The sequence below is a fragment of the Niallia sp. Sow4_A1 genome (assembly GCF_052116745.1).
GTDB lineage: Bacteria > Bacillota > Bacilli > Bacillales > Cytobacillaceae > Niallia > Niallia hominis.
This window is the reverse complement of sequence record NZ_JBQKKM010000025.1, coordinates 1-15,145: the sequence shown is the minus strand read 5'-3', so window position 1 is coordinate 15,145 and position 15,145 is coordinate 1. Positions and strand designations below refer to the sequence as shown.

Annotated in this window: 10 protein-coding genes and 1 pseudogene; 4 read left to right on the top strand and 7 right to left on the bottom strand. The window is 35.6% G+C overall.

Annotated features, from left to right (window positions below):
* Positions 1 to 208: 208 nt before the first annotated feature.
* The gene (locus tag ACTQ5K_RS14585) at positions 209 to 607 is read left to right on the top strand and encodes a hotdog fold thioesterase (RefSeq protein WP_031536360.1); all 399 of its coding nucleotides are present in this window, start codon (positions 209 to 211) and stop codon (positions 605 to 607) included.
* Positions 608 to 811: 204 nt separating this feature from the next.
* On the opposite strand, the gene ACTQ5K_RS14580 is transcribed toward ACTQ5K_RS14585, so the two are convergent.
* The 3 genes from ACTQ5K_RS14580 to ACTQ5K_RS14570 all read right to left on the bottom strand — a co-directional run bounded on the left by ACTQ5K_RS14580 (position 812) and on the right by ACTQ5K_RS14570 (position 4,267).
* A complete protein-coding gene (locus ACTQ5K_RS14580; RefSeq protein ID WP_031536362.1) occupies positions 812 to 2,476 on the bottom strand; it encodes a glycoside hydrolase family 13 protein in 1,665 nt (554 codons plus the stop codon).
* A gap of 57 nt (positions 2,477 to 2,533) precedes the next feature.
* Positions 2,534 to 3,559 carry a LacI family DNA-binding transcriptional regulator gene (locus ACTQ5K_RS14575; protein WP_031536363.1) on the bottom strand — a complete coding sequence of 342 codons (1,026 nt, stop codon included), beginning with the start codon at positions 3,557 to 3,559 and terminating at the stop codon, positions 2,534 to 2,536.
* Positions 3,560 to 3,892: 333 nt separating this feature from the next.
* Positions 3,893 to 4,267, bottom strand: coding sequence for a winged helix-turn-helix transcriptional regulator (locus ACTQ5K_RS14570; RefSeq protein WP_031536364.1), 375 nt, complete (start codon positions 4,265 to 4,267; stop codon positions 3,893 to 3,895).
* A 170-nt stretch (positions 4,268 to 4,437) separates the two neighbouring features.
* Between ACTQ5K_RS14570 and hxlA the strand changes: the two genes are divergently transcribed.
* Complete coding sequence (hxlA, locus tag ACTQ5K_RS14565) at positions 4,438 to 5,070, top strand: 3-hexulose-6-phosphate synthase (RefSeq protein ID WP_031536365.1); 633 nt, start codon at positions 4,438 to 4,440, stop codon at positions 5,068 to 5,070.
* 3 nt (positions 5,071 to 5,073) lie between these two features.
* A complete protein-coding gene (hxlB, locus tag ACTQ5K_RS14560; RefSeq protein ID WP_031536366.1) occupies positions 5,074 to 5,631 on the top strand; it encodes a 6-phospho-3-hexuloisomerase in 558 nt (185 codons plus the stop codon).
* A gap of 72 nt (positions 5,632 to 5,703) precedes the next feature.
* Here hxlB and ACTQ5K_RS14555 read toward each other — a convergent pair whose 3' ends face one another.
* The 4 genes from ACTQ5K_RS14555 to ACTQ5K_RS14540 all read right to left on the bottom strand — a co-directional run bounded on the left by ACTQ5K_RS14555 (position 5,704) and on the right by ACTQ5K_RS14540 (position 14,581).
* Positions 5,704 to 6,618 carry a hypothetical protein gene (locus tag ACTQ5K_RS14555; protein WP_031536367.1) on the bottom strand — a complete coding sequence of 305 codons (915 nt, stop codon included), beginning with the start codon at positions 6,616 to 6,618 and terminating at the stop codon, positions 5,704 to 5,706.
* A 229-nt stretch (positions 6,619 to 6,847) separates the two neighbouring features.
* Positions 6,848 to 7,426, bottom strand: coding sequence for a class D sortase (locus tag ACTQ5K_RS14550; protein WP_031536368.1), 579 nt, complete (start codon positions 7,424 to 7,426; stop codon positions 6,848 to 6,850).
* Between the two features lie 6 nt (positions 7,427 to 7,432).
* Complete coding sequence (locus ACTQ5K_RS14545; protein ID WP_051640928.1) at positions 7,433 to 12,682, bottom strand: 5'-nucleotidase C-terminal domain-containing protein; 5,250 nt, start codon at positions 12,680 to 12,682, stop codon at positions 7,433 to 7,435.
* Positions 12,683 to 12,973: 291 nt separating this feature from the next.
* Positions 12,974 to 14,581 (bottom strand): Na/Pi cotransporter family protein, encoded by a 1,608-nt coding sequence (locus ACTQ5K_RS14540; protein ID WP_031536370.1) that lies wholly within the window; start codon positions 14,579 to 14,581, stop codon positions 12,974 to 12,976.
* A 176-nt stretch (positions 14,582 to 14,757) separates the two neighbouring features.
* Between ACTQ5K_RS14540 and ACTQ5K_RS14535 the strand changes: the two are divergent.
* A pseudogene (locus ACTQ5K_RS14535) lies at positions 14,758 to 15,145 on the top strand (IS4 family transposase); the annotation flags it as partial.

The window sequence follows — 15,145 nt, the reverse complement described above, 5'->3', positions numbered from 1 at the left end:
AAAAAACTTTCATTCCTAAAAGATACAGGAAGACTATTCAATCGAACCTTTACCATCAGTTTTTCTCCCTTTCCTCCATAAATAGTGAGCGTTTTATTAAAACTTAAGAGGAAGATAAAAGCGATGAATTCCTATTAAAGGAAGGGGCAAACGAACTTAAAAGATACCTATGCTATAATAAGGAAAAAAACAAACGGAGAATAAGATTATGTTTCCAAACATTTCAATGAAAAATACGCTTATGGAAAGCTTAGGAATCAAAATAGTGAATGTGAAAAATGGAGAATGTATTGCGACAATGCCAGTTGATGAAAGAACAAAACAACCCTTTGGCTACCTTCATGGCGGGGCTTCCGTTGCCTTAGCAGAAACGGCTGCCAGTGTTGGAGCAGCAAGTCTAGTTGATTCGAAAAGACAGGCTGTTTTTGGACAAGAAATAAATGCAAATCACATTCGCTCCGTAAAAGAGGGGATAGTAACTGCAACTGCTACAGTTATTCATCAAGGAAAATCTAGCATGGTTTATGAAATCAAAATAGTGAATGATAATAAGGAATTAATCTGCATCTCACGGTGTACGATGGCGGTAATTTGTTTAGAAAAGTGATTCTTTCGTTTGGCTGATATCTTGTTTGCTTTGGCTGATTTATTTGGCTTTTGGCTGATATCCTGTTTGCTTTGGCTGATATCTCCACTATTAGGCTATAATCCCACGTAATTTACGGATAAATTTCACTTAACACACAAAAAAGTGCATCCAAAATGCCAGTTAATCTGACTTTTAGATGCACTTTTGCCTTTAAACTACATGTTACTTACACGTATATAATCTTGCTTCATATGGCTGCAATGAAATCGAAGTAGTTGGCTCATGCTCTTCCACTGCATAGTTCGCTAACAATAGATTTTCATGCTCTAACTCTACAACACGATTTTCAAATACTGCCTCTTCTGCTGATAAATTAGTTATAATAACCATTTTTTTATCATCTAGTGTTCGCGTATAAGCAAATACCTGATTATTTTCCTCATCTACTAAATCAAAGGTTCCATAGGTTAAAATAGGACCTGATTTTTTCAACTCAATCATTTTCTTGTAAAAATGATAAATAGAATCTGGATCTTTCTTTTGATTTTCTACATTAATATCTAAATAGTTAGGATTAATCCCCATCCAAGGAGTATGTCGGGAGAATCCTGCGTAAGCCTCGCTTGACCATTGCATTGGAGTTCTAGAATTATCACGGCTAGAAGACCAAATAATTTCCATTATCTCCTTATGGCTAACTCCTTCTTCTCGTTTCAATTTATATAGATTTTTTGTTGCCACATCATCATATTCCTCAATTGTCGGAAACTGAACATTTGTCATGCCTATTTCTTGACCTTGATAGATAAATGGCGTTCCTTGCATAAAGAAATACATCATGCCAAAAGCCTTCGCACTTTCTTTCCAATATTCTTTATCATTTCCCCATGTAGAGACAGATCTCGCTTTATCATGGTTTTCGATAAATAGCGCATTCCAGCCTTTATTCTCTAAACCTTTTTGCCATTTATTTAGTACTTGCTTCAATTCCATAACATCTACGCCGTAATTTTTTTCATTATCCCATAGATCGAGATGCTCAAATTGAAAGACCATATTAAATTTACCTTTTGTTTCTCCAACCCAAAGCTCTGCTTCTTCCACTTTAACTCCATTTGCTTCTCCAACTGTCATAATGTCATATTTAGCAAATGTCTCGTTTTTTAATTCTTCTAAATAGGTTTGAATTCCCTCCACATTCATATGTTTATCAAAGGATGGAACAAAGTCTAAATTTAAAGGATTATCCATATCCTTTAATCCTTCTTCTTTTTTGATATGGCTGATTGCATCAATTCGGAAACCGTCAATTCCTTTATCAAGCCACCAATTAATCATATCGTATATAGCTTTTCTTACATCTTCATTTTCCCAGTTTAAATCCGGTTGTTTTGTTGAGAAAATATGCATAAAGTACTGTCCCGTTGTCTCATCAAGCTTCCATGCAGACCCGCCAAATATACTTTCCCAGTTATTAGGCTCCTTCCCATCTACGCCATCTCTCCAAATATACCAGTCTCTCTTTGGGTTATTTAAAGATGAGCGAGATTCCAAAAACCATTTATGCTCATCACTCGTATGATTTATAACTAAATCAATGATTAGCTTCATTCCGCGTTGATGAACTTCATAGAGAAGTAAATCAAAGTCAGCCATTGTTCCAAACTCATCCATAATATCTTGGTAGTCGCTAATATCATAGCCATTATCATCATTTGGAGATTTATACATTGGACAAATCCAAATGCAATCAATACCAAGATCTTTTAAATAATTTAATTTTGTTATAATCCCCTTTAGATCGCCTATCCCGTCTCCATTTGAATCCATGAAACTTCTAGGATAAATTTGATATGCTACTGCTTCTTTCCACCACTTTTGCGTCACTGTTTTAACTCCCTTTCAACATCTAGTTTCTGTCTTATTACCACTATTAAGCTTGTATTACTCTGCTACTTTACAACATGAGTTTCTTTCCACCATTTTCGCTGGCACTGTTATTCGCTTCATTACTGAATTAGGATACGTTATATCATCAAGTAAACATTTCGTTGCTTCGACGCCAAGTTGAAAAATATTGATATCAACACTTGTCAACGAAGGCTTCATGTACTTACCGGTTGAAATATTATTAAAGGCGACAATCGATAAATCTTCTGGAATAGATATAGAAAGTTCCTCTGCGTAGCTGATTAATTCAATCGCAATAAAGTCATCGGAAACAACTAATGCTGTCGGGCGACTCTCCATATTCAATATTTCAGCAAGCTTTTCTTTCGTTCTCCCAGCTATTTCCTTATCATATACAATTAATTCCTTTTGATAAGCAATTCCATTTTCCTTTAATGCTTGTTTAAATCCTTTTAGTCGGTCAATTGTAAAGACCATTTCCATATTTGCACCAATGAAGGCAATTTTTTTATGCCCTAACTGAATTAAATACTCGGTAATTTGCTTTGTAATAAACACATTATCATTATCGACAAACGTTATTCTTTCCGCATTTTGATAAGGTCTACCAATAACTGTAAACGGAAAATTATTGTGTAAAAGATAGTCCATAATTTGATCATTCGTTTTACTATATAAAAGAATAATTCCATCGACTCTTTTTCCATGAACCATCTCGATAACTTCCTGCAATATTTCTTCTTCTGTTGCTCCAGTTGTCAAATATATTCCAAACTGACTTTTTCTGGCCTCCAAACAAATACCTCTTAGTACTTCTGGAAAAAACGGGTTTTCCAGTACCCTCTCCGTTGAGTTCGGCATAATAATTCCGATTGTTTTCGTGCTTTTTACTACTAGGCTTCTTGCTTGAAGGTTTGGATGGTATCCTAATTCCTCCATTGCTTCGCGGACTTTTCGCTTTGTTTCATCACTTATTTTTGGATGGTTTGCAAGCACTCTTGAGACTGTGGAGGGAGAAACATTTGCTAATTTACCAACATCTTTAATTGTTACTGCCATACTTGTACCTCCATCATTATTAGCATCATTATGGTAAACGCTGTCATTTCCGATTAAAAAAATGTATGATTTCTATTGTTTCTTCGTGCAAACGATTGCACTAATATATGTTGAATATACCATAGGAAATGTTTTATATCAATACAAAATTACATTTGAATGGTTACTGCCTTTCCTTTTAAAAAGGGGACTTGGAAATGACTTCTTTATTTTTCACTTTGCAGGCGCAGAGAACGCTCCTTTGTTACTTTGCGAAGAGCCTTTGTGTAGCATCATACATCTATAAAAGAGAAAAAAACCTCACAAGGAAGGTTTTCTTTTTCTAGATGAAATTTATTTATCCAATGACTCTAGTTCCTTTATTACTGGAGGATTCTCAAGCACAGTGTCCATATAATTTCTTCCCCAGCTATACATTGCATCTAAGATAGGCATAAGGGATTCCCCTTCCTTTGTTAAAGAATACTCCACTTTTGGCGGAACAACAGGATAGACAACTCTTTTTATAATATAGTCATTTTCTAATTCACGTAATTGATTCACAAGCATACGTTGCGTTATTCCAGGTATCAAAGCCTTTAATTCTCCAAATCGCTTTGTTCCTTCCTTTCCCAGATGCCAGAGAATGAGCATCTTCCATTTTCCGCCTATGATACTTAACGTTAATTCTTTCTCACAGTTGAATTCTTTACCTGCCATTCGTTCCATCCATAAACCTCCTTCATGCAAAATACACTTAGTATACTTTTAGGCACTATATAAAAATAAAGTGCGTACTTACTTAAATGAATTATAAAACGTATAATGACGTTTGTACAGAAATTAACATTTCAAACATCTCAATAATTAAAGTGAAAAAGAAAAGGAGCGTGCTAAAAATGAAATTACAATTAGCATTAGATTTAGTTAATATCCCACAAGCAATTGAGGTTGTAAAACAGGTAGAACAATATGTTGATATTGTTGAAATTGGAACACCCGTTGTCATAAATGAAGGACTTCACGCGGTAAAGCAAGTGAAAGAAGCTTTTCCAAACGTTTCCGTTTTAGCAGACTTGAAAATTATGGATGCAGCAAGATATGAAGTAAGCCAAGCAGTAAATGCAGGAGCTGACATTGTCACTATTTTAGCGGTTGCTGAAGATGAATCTATAAAAGGTGCAGTTGCTGAGGCGAAAAAACTTGGCAAAGAAATTCTTGTTGACATGATTTCAGTTAAAGATATTAAAACACGTGCACAACAACTTGATGAATTTGGTGTTGACTACATTTGTGTTCATACTGGTTATGATTTACAAGCAGTAGGAAAAAATTCTTTTGAAGATTTAAAGGCAATTAAGAGTGTTGTAAAAAATGCAAAAACTGCTGTAGCTGGTGGAATTAAATTAGAAACATTGCCTGAGGTTATTGCTGCACAACCTGATTTAGTTATCGTTGGTGGAGGAATTACTAGCCAAGATAACCTAAGTGAAGCTGCTTCTAAATTTAAAGAACTAATTGCTCAAGGATAAATCATGAAAACAAGCGATTATCTTGGCCAAGTTATTCAAGAACTATCTCAAGCTGGAACACTTATTGCTAATGAGGATTTAGAAAAACTTGTTGAGCATATTCTTCACTCAAAGAAAATTTTCGTATATGGCGCTGGCCGTTCTGGATTTATGCTTAAGTCATTTGCAATGCGAATGATGCATATGGGAATCGATGCCTATGTTGTGGGTGAAACGGTTACCGCTACCTATGAAAAGGATGACCTACTTATTATAGGGACAGGGTCTGGCGAAACAAAAAGTATTATTACCATAGTAGAAAAAGCAAAAAGTATTGGTGGAAACATTGCAGCTCTTACAATCTCTCCTGATTCTACTGTTGGTAAACTAGCTAATCAAGTTATAAAAATGCCTGGTTCTCCAAAAGATAGAGGAAATGAAGATGCAAAAAGCTTACAGCCAATGGGCTCCCTGTTCGAACAATTACTCCTAATTGTCTTGGATAGCGTCATTTTAAAATACATGGAAATAAAAGAATTAGATTCCAATAAAATGTATGGAAAGCATGCTAATTTGGAATAGAATTTTTTAAACATCAAGAGGATAGATAAAAGTATGTTCCATATAATTTTTATCTATCCTTTTGAAACATTTTTAATCTGAACTACCACCACAACTGGAACAGGAGCTACCTGACGAGCAGGAGTTATCAGACGAACAAGAATTACAGGAGAAAAACGATCCGGATCCGCAACTTGTGCAACTTGACGAGCTACTACTACTTATTTTCATATAACTTGAAAAATCTTCATAATGAAAATAAGAAACAGATAAAAAAGGAACAAGCATAATGTTAAATTTTTGTTCTCTTTTCCCTTTCTCCATTTTGTCATATATGACGCTCTTTTGATAATCCCTTACCTTCCTTACTGTTTTTTTCATAGATGCAATAAGTGCAAATACCGTTGGAAGATATTTCGTGTCACTTTTAAAATATCGTTCAAGCAGCTCAGCTTCTGATAAATCCTTAAAGTCCTCAATGATTGCGGGATGAACAGGATACCGGAAAAAGCCATTGTATAAATAGATATTCTCCTTTCTTATAAGAAAAAGCTCCGCATATACCCAATCAAAAAATCCTCGCAGATCAGGGTCAGACTTTGCCTTCACATTAGGACTGTGATGAAGAGTAGTACCTAAATATTTTCTAGAAAAATCGCCGTATTCACGGGTGAACATAAGCATTTGATGCCATAATTCATCGACTTTCTTACTAAACATTGGAGACTCTTTTAAAAGAGAAGTTAAAACAAAGTAACGTTTTAAATCAAGTAGGCGCCATTCATACTCATTTTCTTTTAATTTATTTTCTTCCTTCACTCTATTTTCTACATTTTCCATATAACTTCTAGTAAGGGAGCGATCTAAATCGTCATTCAATTTTTTTAATCCTTTAATTGGCTTTATCTCTAATACTTTAGGAGACAAACCAAATTTAAACGTTAGTTTTTTACGTAAAAATAGACTCAACCAAATAATAAAAACTGCACATAGAAGCAACCATGCCATCTAACTTCTCCCCTTCCTATTAGTAACATATAAAAGCTATTTACCTTGGTTATTATTACTCTTACGAAATTTTTTTATATAAAGTTCCATTTTTACCTTTTTTTAATATTTAGATTAGGAAATTATTTTAGAAGCTACTAAAAAAGGTACATCACTACGTAAAGTGATGTACCAAAGGATATGATATATGCCATTTTAATAATTTTGAAAAATTAGCAATATTTTGCTTTTACATTCTTTCTGCATAAATAATATAGCGCTGTGGAGCGTTTCCTACAAATCTAAAAGGATAACATGTTGTTAGAATTAGCTCCTCTTTTGAATCATCTAACGTAATAATCGAACGATCATCTGCCTCAACTATTTTTGTCGAAGTGATTTGATAAGAGAATTCTCCATATGGCAACACAATTTTTAACTCGTCCCCGATTTCTAGTTCTCCCGCTCTCCTAAATACTGTATCTCGATGACCTGACAAGACAATTTGTCCATTTTCATTCGGGTAAAAACTGCCTTTATAATGGCCGACTCCTTTATCAAGATCATCTGGATCGGTACCTTCTACAATCGGTAATATGCCATCAATCTTATCAATCTCCAATAGCCCCACTGCTTCACCAATGGATGGAATAAAACGGTCGCTGTCTTTATCTACCCATTTTTCATTCCCCTTGTTAATGGCTGTTTTTGCTTCCGATAAGGAATTCTCTGTTTGCGCTTTTGTGTCCATAATATTGAAGACGCCATAACCAATAAAAAGTACTCCTCCTACTATAAGCAGGAGGGATAACCATTTTGTCCATCTCATGATATCCTATGCCTTTCTTCTATTATTTGCATAGAAAACAACAACTCCTATGAAGAATAATAATAATCCTACTATGATAAAATTGTAAGTCATTGTCGCTGTATTTGGCAATAGATTTCCTTTTTCTTTCTCTGGCTGATTAACTGTATCATTGTTTTCATCTAATGAAGTTTCTGTACCTTCATCAGATCCATCACTTTCGTTATCTTGCGTACCATTTTCATCTTCTGGAGCATCTGGATTTTCTCCCTGCTCTTCTTCTCCATCACCTGGGGTTTCCGGATCGTCTCCTTGATCTTCATCCCCATCACCTGGAGTTTCTGGGTCTACTTCAGGTTCTTCAGCACCACTGGAAACTTCTGAAATACGTCCTTCAGCAGTATAGGCAATTGGTTCATCGAAAGATTTAATAAAATCGACCGTTGCCTGTAAATCCTCTGGTCCTTGAATTGGATTTTCCCCATACGTATTTAGTAAGTATGAATCGGTACTATGTGGATACATATAGCTATTAACCGTTACTGTATATGTTTTTTCTAAATCTAGCTTCGTTCCATCTGGCATAAGTAGATCCACGACTTGTCCAAATTGTCCTAAAGATGCATCCCATGTATATTTAAAGCCAGCAATACTGACGTCTGGACCATAGGAACTAAATTGTGTATTCAATACTTCTTTTAACTCTTGACCGGTAATTTCCAATTTAACAAGGGTATTATTAAATGGCTGAATATTAAAGAGTTCCTGCCAAGTAATTTCTCCTTCCAGTAAATCATCTCTAATTCCGCCACCATTCATTAAGGCAAAATCACTGTCCATCGCGGCTTTCATTCCGTCGGCAATTAAATTGCCAAGACCATTATCGCCAACTTCTCCTTTTTGTGCATAGCCACCTGTTATGTCAGTAGCAGCTATTCCAATTACTTCATTTAACTTCGGACCAACTTGATCGATATACTTATCCAATATGGCTTTTACTTCAGAATCTGGTGTAACATCTTCTTGAACAACATCCACTATCTCCGCTGTTTTTTCAGAGAAATCCTTTGTTAGTGGGTCAATGGTAAAATCAATATCCGAATAAGCCTTGCCATATTCCCATGCTTGAACAATTAGCTTATTATCCACAACCCCATTTAGCTTCACATGGTTATGTGCGGCAAAAATAATATCAACTGCATCATCTACATTTCGGGCAATATCTGCAATTTCTCCTGTAATTTCATTTGTTCCTTCTTCTTGGCTTCCAGGAACATGCGCTAAAACAACGATTGCTTCAATTCCTTGATTTTGTAATTCAGGAACGTACTTATTAATCGCCTCTGTCTCATCTGTGAAGCGAATATGCTCATTTCCTGTAGCTACAATCATGCTTGGAGTTTCTACTGTCGCCACCCCAATAAAGCCAACCTTTACCCCATCTATTTCTTTTATTGTATATGGATCTAATACTAATTCACCAGATTCCTTATATTCTACATTTGCTGCAAGGACTGGAAAATTCATACCATCATATTCACTTGTTCCCTTAGGGTGATCGCCTCCATTAATCATGCGGAGCATCTCGTCTACCCCTTCGTCAAATTCATGGTTTCCTACTACACCAACATCAAAGCCTAGTGATTCCATTATTTCAACAGTTGGTTCGTCCTGTAAAAGGGCTGATACTGGTGAACTTCCACCAATCATGTCCCCTGCATGTACTAATAATGTGTTCGGGTTCGTTGCTTCTGCTTTTCTTAAATAGGTAGCTAAATAATCCATTCTTCCATAATTAACACCATCAACTGTTCCTGTTACATCAATTTTCCCGTGCAAATCATTCACACCAAGGAACTGGCCAGAAATGGATGGAAGTGGTTCTGCATTTATTTCCTTAATTCTTCCTGTATTATAAGAGATTGGACCACTAAAGCTTCTTACAAATTCTACCGTTGCTTCTAAATCTTCTCCACCTTGAATTGGATTCTCCCCAAGCTTTTGAAGAAGATATTGGTCTGATGTGTGATCAGCCATATAATTATTTACTGTAACAGTATAGTTTCCATTCGGATCTATTTTTTCCCCATTAGGCAAGAATATATCTACTACTTGTCCATATTTTCCTGCTTTACTATCCCAAGTATACGAAAATCCACCAATACTAACATCTGGTCCATAGCTACTAAATTGACTATTTAATATTTCTTCTAAATCACTACCACTTATCTCTAACTTTACTAATGTATTATTAAAAGGCTGTACGTTAAATAAATCGTTCCACGTTATTTCCCCGGAAACTATATCATCGCGAATTCCGCCGCCATTCATTAAAGCGAAATCACTATCCATTGCAGCTTTCATACCGTCAGCAATTAGATTTCCTACAGGGTTATCTCCTTCTGCTTCTTTTGTCGCATACCCACCTACCATATCAGTCGTAGCTTCGCCAATGACTTCATTTAGCTTTTCGCCAACTAATTCTTGGTATTTTGCTAAAATAGTAGACACTTCAGGATCTGGAGTAACTCCAGTTTGAACTACATCCACGATTTCAGCTGATTTTTTCACAATGTCGCCTGTCTCCGGGTCAATTTCTAAATCAACATCTGCAAAAGCTTTTCCATATTCTCCAGCTTGAATAATTAATTTATTATCCACAACAGCATTAACTTTTACATGATTATGAGCCGCAAATATGACGTCTACAGCATCATCTACTTCTGTTGCAATTTTGGCAATATCACCAGTTGCGCTTTCACCAGCTTGATTTCCGGGAACATGTGCTAGAACAATAATCGCTTCTACACCTTGGGCTTGCAATTCTGGCACATACTTATTAATAGCATCTGCTTCATCAGTAAAGCGAATATTTTCATTTCCTTTTGCAATAATCATATCTGGCGTTTCTGTTGTGGCGACACCAATAAACCCAACCTTGACTCCCTCTACTTCTTTAATAGCATATGGATCAAGTACTAGATTGCCAGTATCCTTGTATTCAACATTTGCTGCTACCATTGGAAAATCAATTCCATCATACCCTTTTGTTCCATTTACATGATCCCCACCGTTGATTAAGCGGAGCATCTCGTCTACTCCTTCATCGAACTCATGGTTACCAACTGTTCCTACGTCAAAGCCGATTGATTCCATCATCTCCACAGTAGGCTCATCTTGAAGCAATGCAGAAAGCGGGGAGCTCCCTCCTACCATATCACCAGCGTGTACAATTAGTGTATTAGGATTTGTAGCTTCCCTTTCTTTTAAGTACTGTGCTAAATAATCCATTCTACCAATTATATTTTCTTTCTTTTCATCTTCATATTCTTCTGTCACTTTTCCATGAAGGTCATTTACACTTAGAAGCTGAAGTTTAATTGTATCCTTCTCTTCACCACCATTTAATGCTGTATACCCATTGTTCTCTGCTTCCTTGGCACTAGCAAAGAAAATGCGATTTTCCACTGGTACTTCCTGAAAATCTTCTGGTAACACATATTTCTTTGTTTCAGAATTTCCTACATATCGCAATAACCCTTTTCCTTGTTCTCTAGCTCTAAATTCAAAAGGCTGTTCCATTAAAGGATTGTCTTTATCCCAAATCCCTTTATGATTATCCATTGCATCTTTCACTGCGGACTGGAACATATCATAATCTGCTTCATCAGCAACTGGCCAAATAAAATATGTCGATGCATATCCTTGTTTCACCATTTCAAGATTGGTATTTAATTGATCGCTCTTACGAATAATTTGTGCCAGTAGACGGCCATAATCATCTGTTGCCTCTTCCCCTACTTTTACAATTACTTCATCACCAGGCTCTAAAAGCGTATTTAAATACTCTTTTGCTTTATTTCCATGTTCTAATTGGTTTTCATCTGCTTCATTCTGAGGAGTATGATAGGTTTCTGGTGTATCGATATTCACATAGCGAACTTTCGTTGTCCCTAATACTGGAGTTTGTAAATGGATTGTATCTCCGTCTACCACACTGCTAACAGTGCTTTCATATTCTCCTTTAGCAGAAGGAGAAGGTGGTTGTTCTGCCAATAACTGAACATCACTGGCTTTTCTAGGAAAAATTTGATAGGTATTATATTGACTAAGAATTCCTGTGAATTCATACCATTTTCCTGTTTGTATAGACGAAATCGCCTCAGTTTCTTCCATTACTCGAATTGTCGTTCCATTAAAGCTTTCATCTAACACCGTCACATTATATCCGCCACCTGCAGCAGTTTCAGGAACTGTTTGCACATAGCCTTTTACTTTTACTAACTGTCCTTCTTTTAATTCTGCTACACTATCATTATTTAAATCTGCTAGATTCATAGTAACTGGTACAGGTAATTCATTGTTTTCAGAAATCACCTCAATTCCATCTTCTGCTGGGACAATTTCCAATAACTTATTATATTCTGTTATTTTCCCGGTTACTTTTACTTTCTGACCTTCTGTTAATGCAGGAAAAGAACTTGCATCCTGAGAAAAAATATTAATGCCGGCTTCCTCATCTTGAATATAAGTGGATAACTTTCCTCCGCCGATGCTCGAATTATCAGCAGTGACAATCCCTTCAATTGTTACATTTTGTCCAACCATTGCTCGTGCTTCTTTGATAGATTGGGGCTCAGTTGGATCGGTTGTTGACTCTTCATTTCCATATAACTCTTCTCCAAACAGATGATTACCTAAATGAGAGAAATCATCTTGGTTATACGTATCCCATTCTTCTGATGGATCGAATGGATTCTTTCCTTTATTTCCAGATGAGATATTATTTTTTCTTACAAGGGTATGATCCTTTGTTTGGCCATCGCCCCATTCTTGTTGTTCGCCAACTATCCCAAATACATCAATGATTTCTTCATTATGTTTTAAAACTATGGCGTCATCCCCATTAAAGTTTGCAACCCCACTCACCATATTCGCTTTTTCCTTAATGGCTTCATTAGCAGATGAATGAGCAATAATAAATAATTCACCATGTTTTAGATTACCTTCTAAACGAAGCGTAGACGTAGTAGTTGTTTTACCATTTGAATACAGTTCAACTGAATAAGACGATAAATCTACATACTTTCCAGTTCCATTAAACAATTCTATCGCCTTGTTATTGGAACTGCCTTCTATGTACTCAGAAATAAATAAGTCTGTTGCCGTTAAGTTTTCTGATGCTGCTCTTACCGTAAATGTACTAAATAAATTCGAAAAAACTAATAAGAAAATTAAAAATATTGAAAATAATCTTTTGCTACTATTTCCCTTCAATCTTTTTCCTCCTCCACCTATTAATCGTAATCTCTTCTACTCCATTTATTGCGAAAAACTCTTTAATAGAATTAATTACTATATAAAGATAACTTAATATTGTAAAAACTACACTAGCAATTTGTAAATTTATTAATAGAAATGGAATATTTCGTTATTTGTACCTATTTTCTCAATAAATTCACCTATGAAGTTTTACCTATTTTTGTTAATTTTCAATTTAACTTAACCTATAGCTTTTTTCGAAAAAATAGACCACATGAGAATTCACCCATGTGGTCATAAACTTTCTTATTTAACGATTGCTATCGCCTCTGCAATATTGGCAGCATGATCGCCTACTCGTTCTAGATTACTGATAATATCGACAAAAACAATTCCGGCATCGCCACTACATTTTCGTTCATTTAAACGGCTTATATGCTTTTTACGATATTGTTTTTCCATTTTATCAATTTCTTCTTCGTTTGTAATAGCTTTTTTAGCAAGCTCCACATCTTTTGCAAAAAAGCTATTATAGGAAGTTTTTAATGTTTCCACTGTAAAGCGATACATATTTTCTAATTCATTTTTCGCATCTATTGAAAATTCTACTTTTTTATTGATTTTATAATCCACAAGTTCGACGATGTTTTCCATATGATCCCCAATTCTTTCAATATCTCTGATTGAGTCAACCAAAATAGAAAACTCTTCACTTTCATGTGGTGTTAAGGCTTTGGATGAAAGCTCGACTAAATAGCTTGTAATTTCCTTATCTAAATTATTAATCCCTTGCTCGTATTGCAACGCTTTTTCTTTATACTTCTTTTCTCCTGTTTGTAAATACTTGAATGCTTCTTCTAAGCCTTTAATAGAGAAATCCTTCATTCGTTCTAATTCTTCCTTTGCTTGCCCTAAAGCGATAGAAGGAGAATGTTCAATAAAGGTTGTGTTTAAATGCTGCGGTTTTGTAATAATACCTCCATCTTCTCCTGGAATTAACTTTGTCACAATCCATGCCAAGGCAAAGATGAACGGGAATTGAATAATTGTATTCGATACATTGAATATCCCATGTGCAAATGCAATGGTCATCGGTTCATTTAAACCTAAAACTCCTTGCAAATACGTAATAAAATGAGTAAATGGCGCTAAAATAATTACAAAAATCACTGTTCCAATAATGTTAAAGAGTACGTGAACCATTGCCGCTCTTCTTGCAGCTATCGACGCACCAATGGAAGCTAGAATCGCAGTAATCGTTGTTCCTATATTGTCACCAAATAAAACTGGCAAAGAAGCCTTCAAAGAAATAGCATCTGTAGCAAATAACTCTTGTAAAATTCCAATTGTAGCACTTGAACTTTGAACGATTAATGTCAAGACTGTTCCGACTACAACTCCAAGAATCGGATTATTACTCATATTAACAGTTAACTCATGAAAAGCTTCTAATGAACGTAGCGGCTTCATACCAGAACTCATTAGTTCTAGTCCATAAAACAATGCTCCAAATCCAAATACAACTTGACCGAATGAAGTGATTTTTGGATTTTTAAAGAAGAATAATAGGACAGCACCAGCTGCAATAATCGGTAAAGCATATGCTCCTATATCAATCCCAATGATAAAGGCAGTAACCGTTGTTCCTATATTTGCCCCCATAATAACGCCAATCGCTTGGCGCAAGGTCATAAATCCAGCACTTACTAACCCTACTGTTATGGCAGTAGTTCCTGAACTGGATTGGATTAACACTGTTACAAAAATTCCGGCTAATACGCCCATAAATGGATTTGTCGTAAACCGATCCAAGATTTCCTGAAGACGGTCTCCTGCAGCATTCTGCAAACCATCTCCCATATATTTAATACCAAAAAGAAATACCCCTAATCCTCCAAGAAACTGGAAGATCATTTCTTGATAACTCAACTTTCGCACCAAAAAAATAAGTGCAAATCGTTAGTTGTATTGCGTCTATGGTCTATTAAATATGTTGCTTGACAGTGTTTAATAAAATGAAATAACACCTCATTCTTTGGTATAGTGTAATTGTCGAGAAAACACTACCATACAGAAGAGGTGCTCCCTATATGATAGACCAAAATAGCCAAAACAATCAACTACCAAAAGAACTTAATTCGGTTTTTTCTGAGCTTGAAATGAATAAACACCTGCGCCAAGCAGGAATTAAAAAATCCTTCGGTTTCAGCTGTTCCTACTTATTTCAGCTTGTTTTCTGTTTGATTTTCCAGCACAAAAATTGGTTTTCACTTCTTGATTCAAAGAAAGCCGATCAGTTTCCAGCCAAAGATGCCGTCTATCGCTTTTTAAACCAATCAACTTTTAATTGGCGCCGTTTCTTACTATTGTTGAGCATTTTTACTATTCAAAAGGTGACTCGCCTTACGAATAAAGAGCGTCCAAAAGTACTGATTATCGATGATTCTGCGTATGACCGAAATCGTAGTAAAAAGGTAG

Excerpts from the sequence above, each read along its gene's own strand:
- ACTQ5K_RS14585 (WP_031536360.1), top strand. The coding sequence starts at position 209 with ATGTTTCCAAACATTTCAATGAAAAATACGCTTATGGAAAGCTTAGGA.
- ACTQ5K_RS14575 (WP_031536363.1), bottom strand. The coding sequence starts at position 3,559 with ATGGCAGTAACAATTAAAGATGTTGGTAAATTAGCAAATGTTTCTCCC.
- ACTQ5K_RS14570 (WP_031536364.1), bottom strand. The coding sequence starts at position 4,267 with ATGGAACGAATGGCAGGTAAAGAATTCAACTGTGAGAAAGAATTAACG.
- hxlA (WP_031536365.1), top strand. The coding sequence starts at position 4,438 with ATGAAATTACAATTAGCATTAGATTTAGTTAATATCCCACAAGCAATT.
- hxlB (WP_031536366.1), top strand. The coding sequence starts at position 5,074 with ATGAAAACAAGCGATTATCTTGGCCAAGTTATTCAAGAACTATCTCAA.
- ACTQ5K_RS14555 (WP_031536367.1), bottom strand. The coding sequence starts at position 6,618 with ATGGCATGGTTGCTTCTATGTGCAGTTTTTATTATTTGGTTGAGTCTA.
- ACTQ5K_RS14550 (WP_031536368.1), bottom strand. The coding sequence starts at position 7,426 with ATGAGATGGACAAAATGGTTATCCCTCCTGCTTATAGTAGGAGGAGTA.
- ACTQ5K_RS14540 (WP_031536370.1), bottom strand. The coding sequence starts at position 14,581 with ATGATCTTCCAGTTTCTTGGAGGATTAGGGGTATTTCTTTTTGGTATT.